Annotated in this window: 12 protein-coding genes; 8 read left to right on the top strand and 4 right to left on the bottom strand. The window is 70.3% G+C overall.

Annotated features, from left to right (window positions below):
• Positions 1–396 precede the first annotated feature (396 nt).
• The 8 genes from ACTWP9_RS33245 (at position 397) to ACTWP9_RS33280 (ending at position 9,487) form a co-directional block, all read left to right on the top strand.
• On the top strand, positions 397–1,668 hold the full coding sequence (locus ACTWP9_RS33245) for an FAD-dependent monooxygenase (protein WP_443250048.1): 1,272 nt from the start codon (positions 397–399) through the stop codon (positions 1,666–1,668).
• A gap of 44 nt (positions 1,669–1,712) precedes the next feature.
• The gene (locus ACTWP9_RS33250; protein WP_443250049.1) at positions 1,713–3,110 is read left to right on the top strand and encodes an MFS transporter; all 1,398 of its coding nucleotides are present in this window, start codon (positions 1,713–1,715) and stop codon (positions 3,108–3,110) included.
• Between the two features lie 63 nt (positions 3,111–3,173).
• Entirely contained in the window at positions 3,174–4,064 is an 891-nt protein-coding gene (locus ACTWP9_RS33255) for an FAD binding domain-containing protein (RefSeq protein ID WP_443250050.1), read from the top strand.
• Positions 4,061–6,619, top strand: coding sequence for a xanthine dehydrogenase family protein molybdopterin-binding subunit (locus ACTWP9_RS33260; protein ID WP_443250051.1), 2,559 nt, complete (start codon positions 4,061–4,063; stop codon positions 6,617–6,619). Before ACTWP9_RS33255 ends, ACTWP9_RS33260 begins: the two co-directional genes overlap by 4 nt.
• Entirely contained in the window at positions 6,616–7,164 is a 549-nt protein-coding gene (locus ACTWP9_RS33265) for a (2Fe-2S)-binding protein (RefSeq protein WP_443250052.1), read from the top strand. The genes ACTWP9_RS33260 and ACTWP9_RS33265 overlap by 4 nt, the downstream gene beginning before the upstream one ends.
• On the top strand, positions 7,161–7,859 hold the full coding sequence (locus tag ACTWP9_RS33270; protein WP_443250053.1) for an SRPBCC family protein: 699 nt from the start codon (positions 7,161–7,163) through the stop codon (positions 7,857–7,859). The genes ACTWP9_RS33265 and ACTWP9_RS33270 overlap by 4 nt, the downstream gene beginning before the upstream one ends.
• A complete protein-coding gene (locus ACTWP9_RS33275; RefSeq protein ID WP_443250054.1) occupies positions 7,849–8,547 on the top strand; it encodes an isochorismatase family protein in 699 nt (232 codons plus the stop codon). The genes ACTWP9_RS33270 and ACTWP9_RS33275 overlap by 11 nt, the downstream gene beginning before the upstream one ends.
• A 37-nt stretch (positions 8,548–8,584) precedes the next feature.
• The gene (locus ACTWP9_RS33280; protein ID WP_443250055.1) at positions 8,585–9,487 is read left to right on the top strand and encodes an alpha/beta fold hydrolase; all 903 of its coding nucleotides are present in this window, start codon (positions 8,585–8,587) and stop codon (positions 9,485–9,487) included.
• 74 nt (positions 9,488–9,561) lie between these two features.
• Here ACTWP9_RS33280 and ACTWP9_RS33285 read toward each other — a convergent pair whose 3' ends face one another.
• The 4 genes from ACTWP9_RS33285 to ACTWP9_RS33300 all read right to left on the bottom strand — a co-directional run.
• Positions 9,562–10,323 carry a maleate cis-trans isomerase family protein gene (locus tag ACTWP9_RS33285; protein WP_443250061.1) on the bottom strand — a complete coding sequence of 254 codons (762 nt, stop codon included), beginning with the start codon at positions 10,321–10,323 and terminating at the stop codon, positions 9,562–9,564.
• A 32-nt stretch (positions 10,324–10,355) separates the two neighbouring features.
• On the bottom strand, positions 10,356–11,402 hold the full coding sequence (locus tag ACTWP9_RS33290) for a leucyl aminopeptidase (RefSeq protein WP_443250056.1): 1,047 nt from the start codon (positions 11,400–11,402) through the stop codon (positions 10,356–10,358).
• Between the two features lie 207 nt (positions 11,403–11,609).
• On the bottom strand, positions 11,610–13,526 hold the full coding sequence (locus ACTWP9_RS33295; RefSeq protein ID WP_443250057.1) for a heavy metal translocating P-type ATPase: 1,917 nt from the start codon (positions 13,524–13,526) through the stop codon (positions 11,610–11,612).
• Between the two features lie 27 nt (positions 13,527–13,553).
• The coding region (locus ACTWP9_RS33300; protein WP_443250058.1) for a transposase at positions 13,554–13,774 on the bottom strand (221 nt) is incomplete at its 5' end.

A 13,774-nucleotide genomic window follows, 5' to 3' on the forward strand; every position in this document is an offset into this window, starting at 1 on the left:
AGTCGATCAAGCCCGCGGTCGCCGGGCTCCCGCCAGATTCGGGTCGACCCGAACGCTCTGCTCGCAGCCTGATCACGGCCGGCCCGCGGCGGGGGAACCGCACCACGTTGCGGCACGACGAGCGCGCCACCGGGCCGGCTGAGGCCCGGACCGTCAGCTGCCGGACCGGTCATCTCGGCGCAGAAGAGCTCCCGCGGAGTCAACTCACGTGCAGCCGCGGGAGCTTGGCCCGGGCGGATCATGACGTGGCCACGTGGCGCTGCAGCGCTGTTCAGGCGCATCGAACGTCGCCGCGCAGTCGAAATCGGCCGGTGCGCCGTCAAGGGTATTGCGTCTTCGGATAATCCGTGCTCGGATCATTTCCTCGACGGACTCACAGTGAGGCGGAGGTCAGGGATGGCAGCGAGCCAGTCGTTCGAGGTCGTGATCGCCGGAGCCGGCCTGGGGGGCCTGTGCGCCGCCCTTTCACTGCGGCAGCGCGCTCTGCGAGTGACGGTGGCCGAGGCCGCGCCGCAGCTCGGCGAGATCGGCGCCGGGATTCAGACCGCGCCGAATGCGAGCCGCATCCTGATGGGTCTGGGTCTGCGCCCTCAGCTGGAGCGGATCCGGACCGAGCCGCAGGACCAGGTGCGCCGACGCTGGGCTGACGGCAGCATCATCGCTCAGCTCCCGCTCGGGCAGCGTGTGGCCGACGAGTACGGGGCGCCGTACTGGCACTACCATCGCGCTGACCTGCACAAGGTGCTCCTGGACGCTTGCCTGGACCCCGAGGGCCCGGGGCCGGTCGTCCAGATCGCCAACGGCGCTCAGATCGTTGATGTGGACCGTAGGGACCCGAACCGGCCGGCCGTCGTCGCGGCGGACGGACGCCGTTTCACCGGCGACGTGGTGGTGGGTGCTGACGGTATTCGTTCCGCGGTGCGCGAGGCCTCGGGTTTCGAGGACACTCTGGCGTTCTCGGGGGAGATGGCCTATCGGGCCCTGATCCCCGGCGACCTGATCTCCGCGGATCCCGCGACCCGGTTCCTGGCCGACCGGTTCCACTCGACGATCTGGTACGGCCCGGACAAGCACCTGGTGCACTACATGATCCGCGGCGGCGACTACCTCAATGTCGTCGCGATCGTGCCGTGCAGCGAGACGATCGAGCGGGAGTGGAGCGGGCCGGCCACGGCGGCGGATCTGGCGGCGGAGTACACCGACTGGGACGACCGGGTTCCGACGATGCTGGCGAAGGCCAAGGACGAGGACGTCTCGCTGTGGGCGATGTTCCGTCGCCGCCGCGACCCGGCGTGGGTCGACGGGCGGGTGGCGCTGCTCGGCGACGCCTGCCACGCCATGCTGCCCTACCAGGCCCAGGGCGCCTCGCAGGCCATGGAGGACGCCGCCGTGCTAGCCGAGGAGCTGGGCCAGGTCACCAGGGAGGGCATCGACGCGGCTCTGGTGCGCTACGTGCACCGGCGCGCCAAGCACGCCGGCATGGTGCAGGACGCCTCCCTGCGGAACATGCACTTCTACCACCTGCCGGACGGGCCGGAGCAGCGTGAGCGTGACGCGAAGCTTCGCGGCTTCAACGGTGAGTCCGACGTTTCCTACGACTGGCTGTGGAACGGCAGTCCCCTCGCCGACCCGGACAACGAATCGATCCACTATCAGTTCGCCCGCTGACCAACGCCCCTGCTCCACCCACCGCAAACGAAGCGAGTGTGCTTATGCGTACCGGAGATCAGATCGTCCAGGACCTGCCCTGGCGATGGAGTGTCCAGGGTAAGATCTTCCTCCTTGGCGGACTCGGCTACATGTTCGACGCCTGGGACGTCGCGCTCAATGGTTTCCTGACCCCTCTGGTGGGGCGGGAGTTCGATCTGCCGACGGCCCAGGGTGGTCTGGTCGCCACCGCGAACCTGATCGGCATGGCGGTCGGTGCCGTGGCGTGGGGAACCGTCGCCGACCGGATCGGACGCAAGAAGGCTTTCAGCATCACCCTGCTGATATTCGCGCTGTTCTCGGTGCTGGGGGCTCTGTCACCCAACGTCGAGGTCTTTCTGCTGCTGCGCTTCCTGGCCGGGGTGGGGCTCGGTGGTTGCATCCCCGTCGACTACGCCATCGTCAGCGAGTTCTCCCCCCGCAAGCACCGGGGGCGGGTGCTCTCGGCGATGGACGGGTGGTGGCCCGTCGGTACGACCCTGGCCGGGTTGTCGGCGACCTTGCTGGTCCCGGTGCAGGGGAACTGGCGTTGGATGCTCGCGCTGATGGTCCTCCCCGCTGTGCTGCTGTTCTGGGTGCGCCGAGGAGTGCCGGAGTCCCCGCTCTACCTCGTCCGCAAGGGCCGTGAAGCGGAGGCACGCGCGGTGATCGACGACCTGGTCCGGCGGACCGGCGCGGCCCCGGAGCCGTACGTGATACCAGCTGCGGTCACCGAGGACACCCGCGGTGGGGCGGCAGCTGCGGCGTTCGACCAGCTGCGGCGGGTCTGGGCGTTCAACCCGAAGGTCACCGGCGTGGCCTGGTCCCTGTTCGTCACAGTCATGCTCGTCTACTACGCGGCGCTGAGCTGGATGCCCTCCATCCTTCGCGCCGAAGGGTTCGGCGAGATAGCGGCGTTCGCGTCCACGACCTTGATGAACACGCTGGGCATCGTCGGTGTCCTCATCGCGGTCCTGGCGGTCGACCGGGTCGGCCGCAAGTGGGTGATCGGGGTCGCCGGGCCGCTTGCCGCAGCCACGCTGGTGACGTTCGCACTCGTCCTCAAGTCTCCGGCCGGTGCCGTCGTGGCGATCGGTGCGTTCGGTATGTTCGCGCTGATCGTCATCCCGGTCATGTACGCCTACGTCTCCGAGCTCTACCCGACCGAGCTGCGCGCGTCAGGGTTCGGGTGGGCGTCGTCGTCGAGTCGGGCGGTGACCGGTTTTGCGCCGCTCGTGTTCGGCAGCGTGCTGTGGCCGGTGCTCGGGCTCCCGCTCACCTTCGCCGTTCTGGGGTTGCTCGTCGCGGCTGCAGTTGTGTTCATGGCCGTGGGTGCGCCTGAGACCCGTGGTGCCGAACTCGACCGGGTCCCTGGCAGCACCCCGGAGGTTCCCGCTCCGGACGCCGCGGCCCCGGCCGGGTGAGCCGGGTGCCCGCCTGGGGCGGGTACGCCACAGCGACGGACGACAGCAAAGGAGGTCCGGGTATTGAAACCCGCCGCGTTCACCTACCACAAAGCCCACGACGTGGCCGATGCAATCGGTCTGCTCAGCCGGCTCAGCGCGGACGGTGAGGACCCGAAGCTCATCGCCGGCGGGCAGAGCCTGATACCCATGATGAGCTTCCGGCTTGCCCGGCCGACTTCGCTGGTCGATCTCGGGCCGCTGCGCCGGGACCCCGCCGCCACCTCGATCCAGCTCGACGGCGCCGGCCTGCGGATCGGGGCGCTGGCCACCCACCGCAGCGTCGAGCTGGCCACGGCGCAACTGGGCCCGGACTTCGACGTGCTGGCCCGGTCGATGCGGTGGGTCGGGCACCTGCCGATACGTTCACGCGGCACCGTGGCCGGCAGCATCGTCCATGGTGACGCCACCGCCGAGTGGTGCCTGCTGGCGCTGCTGCTCGACGCCGTCATCGTCGCCGAGGGCCCGTCCGGGACCAGAGAGATCGCTGCCGAGGACATGTTCCAAGGTTTCTACGCGACCGCGATCGAGCCCGATGAGGTCGTCACCGAGGTGCTGTTCACCCACCGCGCCCCCCGCTCGGCTTTGACGGAGTTCGCCCGCCGCCACGGAGACTTCGCCGTCGTCGACGCCGCGGTCAGCCTCGGCTCTCCGGGCCCCGACGGCTCGCTCACCGGTGGCCGAGTCGTCCTGGGCGGGGTCGCGCCGGCGCCGGTGCGGGTCCCCGAGGCGGAGCAGGTCCTCGTCGGCGGGACGCCCGGGCCGGAGCTGTTCGCCGCGTGTGCGGACGCCGCGGCTCAGGCGATCGATCCGCCCGAGGACGCGGCGGGCACGGCGCACTACCGGCGCCGACTCACCCGAACCATGGTCAAGCAAGCGCTGGAACAGGCATGGGAGCGAGGACAGACCCGATGAACGACCAGCACACCGGCCCCTCCACGCCACCGGCCCCGGCCGATCCCGACCGCACAGCGACCGGAGCCGAGCCCGACGGCCCGGTCGTGCGGGGTGACCCGCCGGTCAGCGAGGAGAGCACAAGCCGCGACCGCGGACCGCGCTTCGACGGCGCCCGGGGACGGTGGGTCGGCGCCTCGGTGCCGCGTCGCGAGGATCCGCGGCTGCTGGCGGGCCGTGGCCGGTTTGTCGACGACATCCAGCTGCCGAGGATGCTGCATGCCGGGTTCGTCCGCTCGACGGCGGCTCACGCCAGGATCACCAGCGTGGACCTCGATGCCACCCGCGAGATCGACGGCGTCGTCGCCGCCTACGATGCCGCCGATCTCGACCTCGGCGACATCGTCGCGCTGCTCGACCGGCCCCCGGAGGAGTTCTCGCCCACCGCGATGCCGATCCTGGCCAGGGACAAGGTCCGGTTCGTCGGCGAACCGGTGGCCCTGGTCGTGGGCCGCGATCCCTACTGCGTCGAGGATGCGATCGAGGCCGCGGTCGTCACCTATGAAGCCCACGACGCAATTGTCTCCGAGAACACCGCACTCGCCGCCGGCGCCGCTCTGGTCCACGAGGAGGCGCCAGGCAACGTCCTGCTGGACGTATCGATGTTCGACACCCCCGGGGTGGACGACGCCTTCGACGCCGCCGCATCCGACGGTTGCGTGGTGGAGGTGCTCACCCGCACCGGCCGGCAGAACGCACTGCCCCTGGAGACCCGCGGGGTCGTGGCGGCCTGGGACGACCACGACGAGCAGCTGCTGGTACAGACCTGCTCTCAGGTTCCGCACCAAGTGCGCACGGTGCTGGCCCGGTCGCTGCGCATCCCGGAACGCATGGTGCGGGTGACCGTCCCGGACATGGGCGGCGGGTTCGGGCAGAAGTGCGTCGTCGGGCGGGAGGAGATCGCCGTCGCCGCTGCGGCGCGCCGCCTGGACCGGCCGGTGAAGTGGATCGAGGACCGACGCGAGTCCCTGACCGCGGGCTTCCTCGCCCGCGAGCAACGCTACCGATCCCGCGCTGCGTTCGACGCCCAGGGCAGGATCACCGCCCTCGACGTGGACGTGGTCTGCGACATGGGCGCCTACTCCTGCTATCCCTTCACCGCCGGGATCGAGCCGCTGATGGCCTCCGCCGAGATGCCCAGCGTCTACCGGGTCCCCGCCTACCGGGTGCGGGGGCGGGCGATCGCTACCAACAAGGCCCCGACCGCCCCGTACCGCGGGGTGAGCCGGCCGCAGTACGTGATGGCCATCGAACGGCTCATGGAACGAGCCGCCCGCGAACTCGGGTTGGACCCGGTCGAGATCCGCCGGCGCAACGTCATCACCGAGTTCCCCTACACCGGAATCAACGGTGTCACCTACGACCCCGGCACCTACCGGGAATCCCTCGATCTCGCCGAGCAAACGCTGCGCGAGGAGGGCTGGTACGAACTGCGTGAGCGCGCCGCGGCCGAGGGGCGGTACCTCGGGATCGGGTACTGCTGCTTCTCCGAGCGCACCGGCTACGGATCCGAGGCCTTCGCCAAACGCAAGATGCGGGTAGTGCCCGGGTTCGACATCTCCGAGATCCGCATGGACACCACCGGCTCGGTCGTGGTCACCAGCGGCACGATGAACCACGGCCAGTCCCACGAGACGACGCTGGCACAGATCGTCGCCGACCGGCTCGGTCTCGGCATCGACAAGGTCAAGCTGCGCCAGGGCGACACCGAACGCATCGTCTACGGGTGGGGCACCTTCGCCTCCCGGTCGGCCACCATCGGCGGGTCGGCGGTCTCCATCGCTGCCGCCCGGCTCGGCGAGGTTCTCTGCGACATCGCCGCGCACCTGCTTCAGACCCGGCCCGACCAGGTCCGGCTCGACGGGCGGGGCGGCGTCGTGCAGGTCGACGACCCCGGCCGCCGGATCTCGTTCGAGGACATCGCCGACGTCGCCTACCTGCGAGCGCACCTGCTGCCCAAGGACGTCGAGCCGACGCTGTCGGCGACCGCAAGCTTCGACGTCCCCGGCGATGGCACCTTCTCCAACGCCACCCACGCGGTCGTCGTCGAGACCGATCCGGGGACCGGTCAGGTACGCATCCTGCGCTACGCCTGCGTCGAGGACTGCGGAGTGGTCATCCACCCCAAGGTCGTCGACGGACAGTGCCGCGGCGGCATAGCCCAGGGCATCGCCGGCGCGCTGTTCGAAGAGATCACCTACGCCGACAACGGCGAGCCATCGGCCGCGAGCTTCATCGACTACCTGGTGCCCACCGCGACCGAGATCCCCGATATCACCGTCTCCCACCTCGAAACGCCCTGCGCGTTCACCGAGAACGGCGCCAAAGGCGCCGGGGAGGGCGGCACCATCGGCGCCCCGGCGGCGGTGCTCAACGCCATCAACGACGCACTGCGCCACACCGGCGTCGAACTCGACGCCACCCCCGTGCACCCGCAGACCGTGCTGGCCGCGCTGGACGGCGCACCCGAGCGCGACACCCCCCGTCCCCCGCAGAAGGCGAGCTCCCCCGCATGAGCGACCAGCACCTGATCGAACTGCACGTCAACGGCACCGACCACGAAATCCTGGTCGAGCCCCGGCAAACCCTGTCCGACGTGCTGCGCCACAAGCTGGGGCTGACCGGAACGCACGTGGGCTGTGAGCACGGCGTGTGCGGGGCGTGCACCATTCTGGTCGACGACGCACCGGTCCGCGCGTGCCTGATGTTCGCCGTACAGGCCGAGAACAGCGAGATCCGCACCGTGGAGTCCCTCGGCGCCGACGGACAGCTCTCGGACCTGCAAAAAGCCTTCGGCGCCCACCACGGCCTGCAATGCGGATTCTGCACACCGGGGTTCCTCATGCTCGCAGAGGGCTTCCTCGCCCAGCGCCCCGACGCCGGACGCGAGGAAGTCCGAGAAGCGGTCTCGGCCAACATCTGCCGCTGCACCGGCTACCAGACCATCGTCGACGCGGTCACCGAGACCGCGCACAACCGCCGGACCGCACTCGCCACGGACCCGGTCGGCGCCGTGGTGTCCGGGCAGACCCCCGACCCGAAGAAGGAAGCGACCCCGTGATCCTCGACAACCATCTCGATGTCCCGGCCGACCCTGACGCCGTGTTCGCCCTGATCAACGACGTCGAAAGGGTCGCCGCCTGCCTGCCCGGCGCGATACTCGACGGCCGCGACGGCGACAACTACCTCGGCCGGGTCAAGTTCAAGGTCGGCCCGATCAGCGCCGCCTACTCCGGCACCATCCGCTTCGTCGAGGTCGACGACACAAATCGACGGCTGCAGCTCTCAGCACGCGGCGCGGAAAGCCACGGCAACGGCGACGCCGAGGCCGAGGTGATACTCACCGTCTCACAGGCACCTGGCGGCTCGAGGCTGGACCTGCACACCGACCTGTCGGTGCGCGGCAAGATCGCGCAGTTCGGCAAGAGCGCGATCAGCTCGGTCTCCAAACGGCTGCTGGAGCAGTTCGCACGCAACCTCACAGCGCAGTTGCAGGAGCAGCCCTCGCCCGCGCAGGCTCCCGCCGTCACCGGCTCCGCCATACCCGCAGCCGCGTCCTCCGCGGCCGCCACCGGCCAGGCCCGCACCGCGGCAGGAGGGGAGGAGCTCGACGGGCTCGCGATGCTGCTGCCCCCTGGCGTCACCCGGTACCTCCCAGTGGTCGCCGCCGGCCTCGCGGGCCTGTTCCAGGGCTGGCTGCTGGGCCGCATCCGTAGCCAGGACAAGCTGATCAAGGAGTTGCAGCGTGGCCGATGACTCCAGGGCCCCGGGACTGCACGGGGACGCGACCGACGTGACCTACGAGCGGGCCGGCTTCGGCGCTGCCGTGCCCCGCGGGCGCCACCCCGCGCTGGTCGTGGTCGACCTGACCCGTGGCTTCACCGAGCCGCAGTTCCCGTCGGGAGCCGACCTGACCGCCGAGGTCACCGCCTCCCGGGCGCTTGTCGACACCGCCCGACGCGTGGGGGTTCCGGTGGTCTACACCGCGATCAGCTACACCCCGGCCGAGGCCGACGGTGACGCGATCGCCTGGCTGCGCAAGGCTCCCGGGATGCGCAGCCTGCGCGAAGGGCACGCCGAAGTCGACCTCGACCCCCGCCTCGAGCACCGCACCGAGGACCACCTCGTGCTCAAGAAGGGCGCCTCGGCGTTCCACGGCACGGGGCTGGCCGCGCTGCTCACCGGACTGCACACCGACACCGTTCTGGTGTGCGGGGCGACGACTTCGGGATGCGTGCGGGCCACCGCCGTCGACGCCGTCCAGTCCGGCCTCGACACCCTCGTCGTCGGCGAGGCCTGCGGCGACCGGGCCCGCGGTCCGCACGACGCGGCCCTGTTCGACCTGCAGGCCAAGTACGCCGACGTCGTCTCCCTGACCGAGGCGCTCGGCTACCTGGACGGCCTCGGCGTCGGCTCCCCCGAGGTCGCAGCCTCCGCAGGTTGACAACCACCCCGAACATCACGAGCCGAGGAAGGCCCCCGTGACTCAGCAGGTTCCGACCATCCCGACCGAAGTACCCGAGCACCGCGTCCTGACCCAGCCCGCCCTGGCCGACCTCGCCTCCATCCCGGCGACCAGCCGATGGGTCCGCTCCGGTGCGCTGCGGCTGCACGTCCTGGACCACGGACCGGCCGACGGCGTCCCGGCGCTGATTCTGCCCGGCATCACCAGCCCCGCTATCACCATGGAGTTCGTCGCCCGCCAACTCACCGACCTCGTCCGGCCGATCGTGCTCGACGTCCGCGGCCGCGGACTCTCCGACAGCGCACCCGCCGACGCCGACGGCCCGCTGCGCGGTTACGACCTCGCCGGCTACGCCGCCGACACCGAGGCGGTGATCACCGAGCTCGGCCTGGACCGGCCGATCCTGCTCGGGCACTCGATGGGTGCCCGTATCGCCGCCGTCGTCGCAGCAGCCGGCCGACACGAGCTGCGCGGCACGGTCCTGGTCGACCCGCCGATGAGCGGGCCGAGCCGGGACCGGTACCCGACGACACTGGAGGTGTTCCTGGGCCAGCTCGACCAGGCTCGGCGCGGCACCGACGCCGACGAGGTTGCCGCTTCCTGGCCCCGCTGGCCCCGCGCCGAGCAGGAGCTGCGCGCCCGCTGGCTGGCTTCCTGCTCTCGGACCGCGGTGGCCGCCACGCACGCCGGCTTCGAGTCCGAGGACTTTTTCATCCACTGGCCGCAGGTCCCGGCCCCGTCGGTGCTCATCTACGGCGGCGACAGCCCCGTGGTGACGGCCGCAGGCGCCGACGAGGCCGCGAAAACCAACCCGGACGCCGCCCTGGCCGAAGTCCCCGGCGCAGGACACATGGTGTTCTGGGACGACCCGGTGGCCGGCATCCGCGCGGCCCGCGAAGCGATCCGCAGCATGCTCTGAACGTCCGTTCCCGTATACGTCGGAGGCCGGGCCCGATACTCGGGCCCGGCCTCCCACGTTTGCGCAGCCGCGTATCAGCCGACGCGGGCGACCGCACCCGGATCGCGTCGAGTGCCGTCGAGCAGCGCCCCGGCACCCGGAACCGTCGTCGCCAGCCCCAGTTCCGACAGGATTCGGAACGTGGTGGCGGTCGCCGCCGAAAGCACCGGGATGCCGACCTCGTCCTGCACCGGCTGGATCGACGGCAGCGACGGCATCTGGACGCAGGCCGACAGCACCAGCGCGTCGGCGCCGGTCAGGTCGAGCTTGCGCCAGTGTTCACGCAGGTCCGCCGGGGCAAGCCGGGCGACGGCCAGGTTGTCCGGCACCTCCAGTGACAGCGAGTCCACGACCTCGACGCCGGCTTCCTCGAGGTAGGCCACGACCGCCTCGGTCAGCGGCTTCAGGTAAGGGGTGATGATCGCGACCCGCTTGGCCCCCAACGCGGCGATGCCCGACAGCAGTGCTCCCGCAGAGGAGACGACCGGGGCTTGCGCACCCTCGGCCCTGAGCGTGGTGGTGATCGAGTCCTCGGCGGTGCAGTGGTAGCCGGGGCCCTGGGCCATGATCGCGACCAGACAGGCGGTCGCGACGACGTCCGGACGGGCGTCAGCGAGCTCCGTGGCCGCGCGCTCGGCCTGCGCGTTCATCGCGCGCAGCTGCTCGGGGGTGACGTGCTGCATCCGGGCCCGGGCCGTGTGGAAGACGAACCGGTCTCCCGAGTCGACCTCCTCTCGGGCGCGCAGCATCCGCGGTAGTTCGGCCTCCATGGTGAGGTTCGAGCTCGGGACGATCATCCCGATGTGGTGCTCACGCTGGTCGTCGCGGCTCACCGCTTGTTCACCGGCCGCATCTCCGGGACCGTCAGCTCGCCGGCGTCGACGATCAGCTCGTCGTCGAGGTAGAGGCTGTTGCCACGCATGGGGATGTCGAAGTGGCAGGCGGTGTCGTTCGGGCCGCCGAGCTCGTTGTTCGGGCCGATGGAGAACATGACGTTGCCGTAGAAGCTCCGCAGCTCCATGCCCATCCCGCCGGGGAATTGGGTCAGGCCGTGCCAGTGGGCCCGCTCGTCGAGGCCCCAGCCGACGTGGCTCATGCCGTAGCCGCGCGGGTCTTCGAAGGACTCGATGTAGGACTTGAGCAGGTCCGCGTCGAGCCCCGAGGAGCCGGCGCCGCCGCGGATGTCGCGGATGAAGCCCTCCTCGATCGTCAGCTCGACCGGAGTCTGGACGTAGGTGTTGAACGGCAGAAGCACGTCACCGGGTGCGAGGACGATCTTCCCGGCGACACCGTCGTCGGCGCCGCCGGTGAACACGAACGCGGCCGGCCAGTGGTCCCAGCGGCCGGGGGTGTCGGTGTAGCCGTACTCGCTCAAGGTCGGGTACACGCCGAGCTGGTAGGTGATGTCCGTGCCGTGCGGGCTGGTGATACGCATCGTCGACGCCTTCGCCAGCAGCTCCGCGCCGACCTCGACGCGCTCGCGCAACTCACGAGTCGGGATCAGCCGGGCGAGCAGCTCCGGCGGCTCGACGGCGGTGAGGATCCGGGTGCTGGCCTCCTGAATCGCGAACTGTTCTTTCGAGAACAGCAGGAACGTACAGTCGACGACCATGTCGACCGCCTTGAGCGCGTCGACGGCCAGCGGGATGTTCCCCAGCCCGGAGTCACCGACAGCCCACACACCGCTCGCGCTCGCCGGCGACGGCAACCGCATGTGGTAACCGCTGGCACCGAGCTTCTGGATCGCCCACAAGAACGCGTCGGCGTACTCGGGGCGATCCGCGCCGCGAGTCAGCACCACCACGGTCTCGCCCTCGTGCACGCCCGACAGGGTCAGCTGCTGCAGACAGATGTCGTTGAACAGGTTCTGGTCCATCGCGACCACCTCCACAGGTAATCCGAGCACGTATTATCCGGACACGCAAGAGCTGCGGCCGCTCAAGGTCGGACTCTGTGCTGGGTCACCGGAGACGTCGGGCCCGAGAGACCGGGACGGTCAGGAGATCCGCCGGCGCTTCGCGGCGGCGTCCCACTCCCGCGGCCCCGAGGCATGCGAGCGGGCGGTTTCCGTAGCGGCGAACAGTCACTGCCCCGTCGAGGTTGGCGCCCTGTCCAAACCACCCAGGTGCCGAGCATCAGTGCACTCGGCGGTCTTCCAGCGGGGCTGCGTGCAGGGTCGGGGTTCGCTGGGCAGGCACGGCGTGTGATTGACCAGCCTCGCCGAGTTGCTGACCACCGCGATGCTGCTGGTGTTGTGCAGCAAGGCCGCGACGACCGGATTGATCGACCCTCCGGCACCGGCGACCAGACCGACCAGGTTGACGCCGATCGCCAAACCGTAGTTCTGCCGTACGACGCGCAGGGTGTGGCGGCTCAGCTCGACGACGCCGGCCACCTGCTGCAGGTCGTTGCCCGCGAGTGCGATGTCGGCGGTCTCCAGCGCCACGTGCGAGGAGTGCGCACCCATGGCGATGCCGACGTCCGCGAGCGCCAGGGCGGGGGCGTCGTTGGTGCCGTCCCCGACCATGGCCACGAGGTGCCCCTCGTCCTGGAGGTCGCGGATCAGCTGGAGCTTCGCTTCGGGCAGCGCGTGTGCGTGCACCTCGTCGATGCCCAGGGCGTCGGCCACCGCCGCGGCCGTCTCCGGCGAGCCGCCGGTCAGCAGGATGATGCGCTGCACCCCGAGGTCCTCCAACTGGCGCACAACCGTGTCGGCTCCTCCGCGTACCGCGTCGGACAGGCCGAGCATGCCGATCAAGTCGTCGTCGTGGGCCAGGCAGATGACGGTCTCTCCCTGGGCGCGCAGCTGTTCGGTCCACTGCTGGGCGTGACCGGGCAGTTCCATGCCGTGCTGGCGCAACAGAGCCGGGCTGCCGACCAGGAGGCGACTCCCGTCCAGCTCGGCGCGCATGCCCATGCCGAGGACGACTTCGCAGGCCTGGTGGATGGGGATGTGCAGGTGCTGTTCCTCGGTGCGCCGGACGATGGCCTCGGCGAGGGGGTGTCGGGCATGCAGCTCGCCGGAGGCCGCCAGGCTGAGGACCTCGTCCGCGGTGAACTCCTCGTGGAAGGTGACCACGCTGGTGACGAGCGGGCGGCCGAGGGTCAGGGTGCCGGTCTTGTCGAAGACCACGGCTGTGACGCGTCCGACGCCTTCCAGGTGGGTGCCGCCCTTGATCAGGGTGCCGTGGCGGGCGCCGTTGCCGATCGCTGCGCTGATCGCGGTCGGGGTGGCCAGCCCGGCGGCACACGGGCAGGCGATGAGCAGCATGGTCATGGCGCGGCGGGCGTCCCGCGTCAGCAGATACGTGCCCGCGGCCAGCGCGAAGGAGACGGGGACGAAGCGCCTGGTGAAGCGGGCGGCCACGGTCCGGATGGGCGCCCGGTCGGCCTGGGCCTCCTCGACCCGGCTGATGATGCGGCCGACCGTGGTGTCCCGTCCGACCGAGGTGGCACGTACGGTGAGCGAGCCGGAGGTGACGATGGTGCCTGCGTAGACCTCTGCGCCTTCCTGTGCGTAGACGGGAAGCGCCTCGCCGGTGATCGCCGCCTGGTCCACGAGTGCCGCACCGGTGACCACGGTGCCGTCGACAGGGATCCTGTGGTGCTGGTGTACGGCGACCACGTCACCTTCCACCACGTCCTCCAGCGCGACCTCGACCTCCGCCCCGTCCCGTACGAGCCAGACTCGCTCCTCGCCGATGGTGAGCAGTTCCTCGATCGCGCGGCGGGTGCGGCGAAGAGTCAAGGTCTGCAGGAACTCGCCGATGTTGAGCAGCCACAGCACGGTCAGCGCCACGACGTTCTCGCGCAGCACCAGGGAGATGACCGTCGCGGCCGTCACGAGGGTGTCCGTACCGGGCCGTCGGCGGCCAGCCAGCGTGTGCAGTGCCCCCCGGAAGAAAGGCAGCCCGCTGAAGACGGTCGCCGCTCTCAGGAACCCGGTGGGTGCTCTGGCGGTCCACGGCTTGCGGCGCAGGACCAGGCGGTGGAGCGCCACCACAGCGAGCACCGCGCCGCGGCGGATTCAACCAGTCGTCGCAACACCGGCTTGGGCTGATCGTAGATGATCGTTGAGGGCTTCTGCGGGTGTCTTCCAGCCGAGGATCTTTCGGGGACGCGAGTTGAGGACCGTGGCGATGGCGGCCAGTTCGTCGCCGCTCCATCGGGACAGGTCGGTGCCCTTGGGAAAGTACTGGCGCAACAGCCCGTTGGCGTTCTCGTTCGTGGCCCGCTGCCATGGGGCGT

The sequence above is a fragment of the Streptomyces sp. 3N207 genome (assembly GCF_052246355.1).
In the GTDB taxonomy this organism is placed as follows: Bacteria; Actinomycetota; Actinomycetes; order Streptomycetales; family Streptomycetaceae; genus Streptomyces.

Excerpts from the sequence above, each read along its gene's own strand:
- ACTWP9_RS33245 (WP_443250048.1), top strand. The coding sequence starts at position 397 with ATGGCAGCGAGCCAGTCGTTCGAGGTCGTGATCGCCGGAGCCGGCCTG.
- ACTWP9_RS33250 (WP_443250049.1), top strand. The coding sequence starts at position 1,713 with ATGCGTACCGGAGATCAGATCGTCCAGGACCTGCCCTGGCGATGGAGT.
- ACTWP9_RS33260 (WP_443250051.1), top strand. The coding sequence starts at position 4,061 with ATGAACGACCAGCACACCGGCCCCTCCACGCCACCGGCCCCGGCCGAT.
- ACTWP9_RS33265 (WP_443250052.1), top strand. The coding sequence starts at position 6,616 with ATGAGCGACCAGCACCTGATCGAACTGCACGTCAACGGCACCGACCAC.
- ACTWP9_RS33285 (WP_443250061.1), bottom strand. The coding sequence starts at position 10,323 with ATGATCGTCCCGAGCTCGAACCTCACCATGGAGGCCGAACTACCGCGG.
- ACTWP9_RS33290 (WP_443250056.1), bottom strand. The coding sequence starts at position 11,402 with ATGGACCAGAACCTGTTCAACGACATCTGTCTGCAGCAGCTGACCCTG.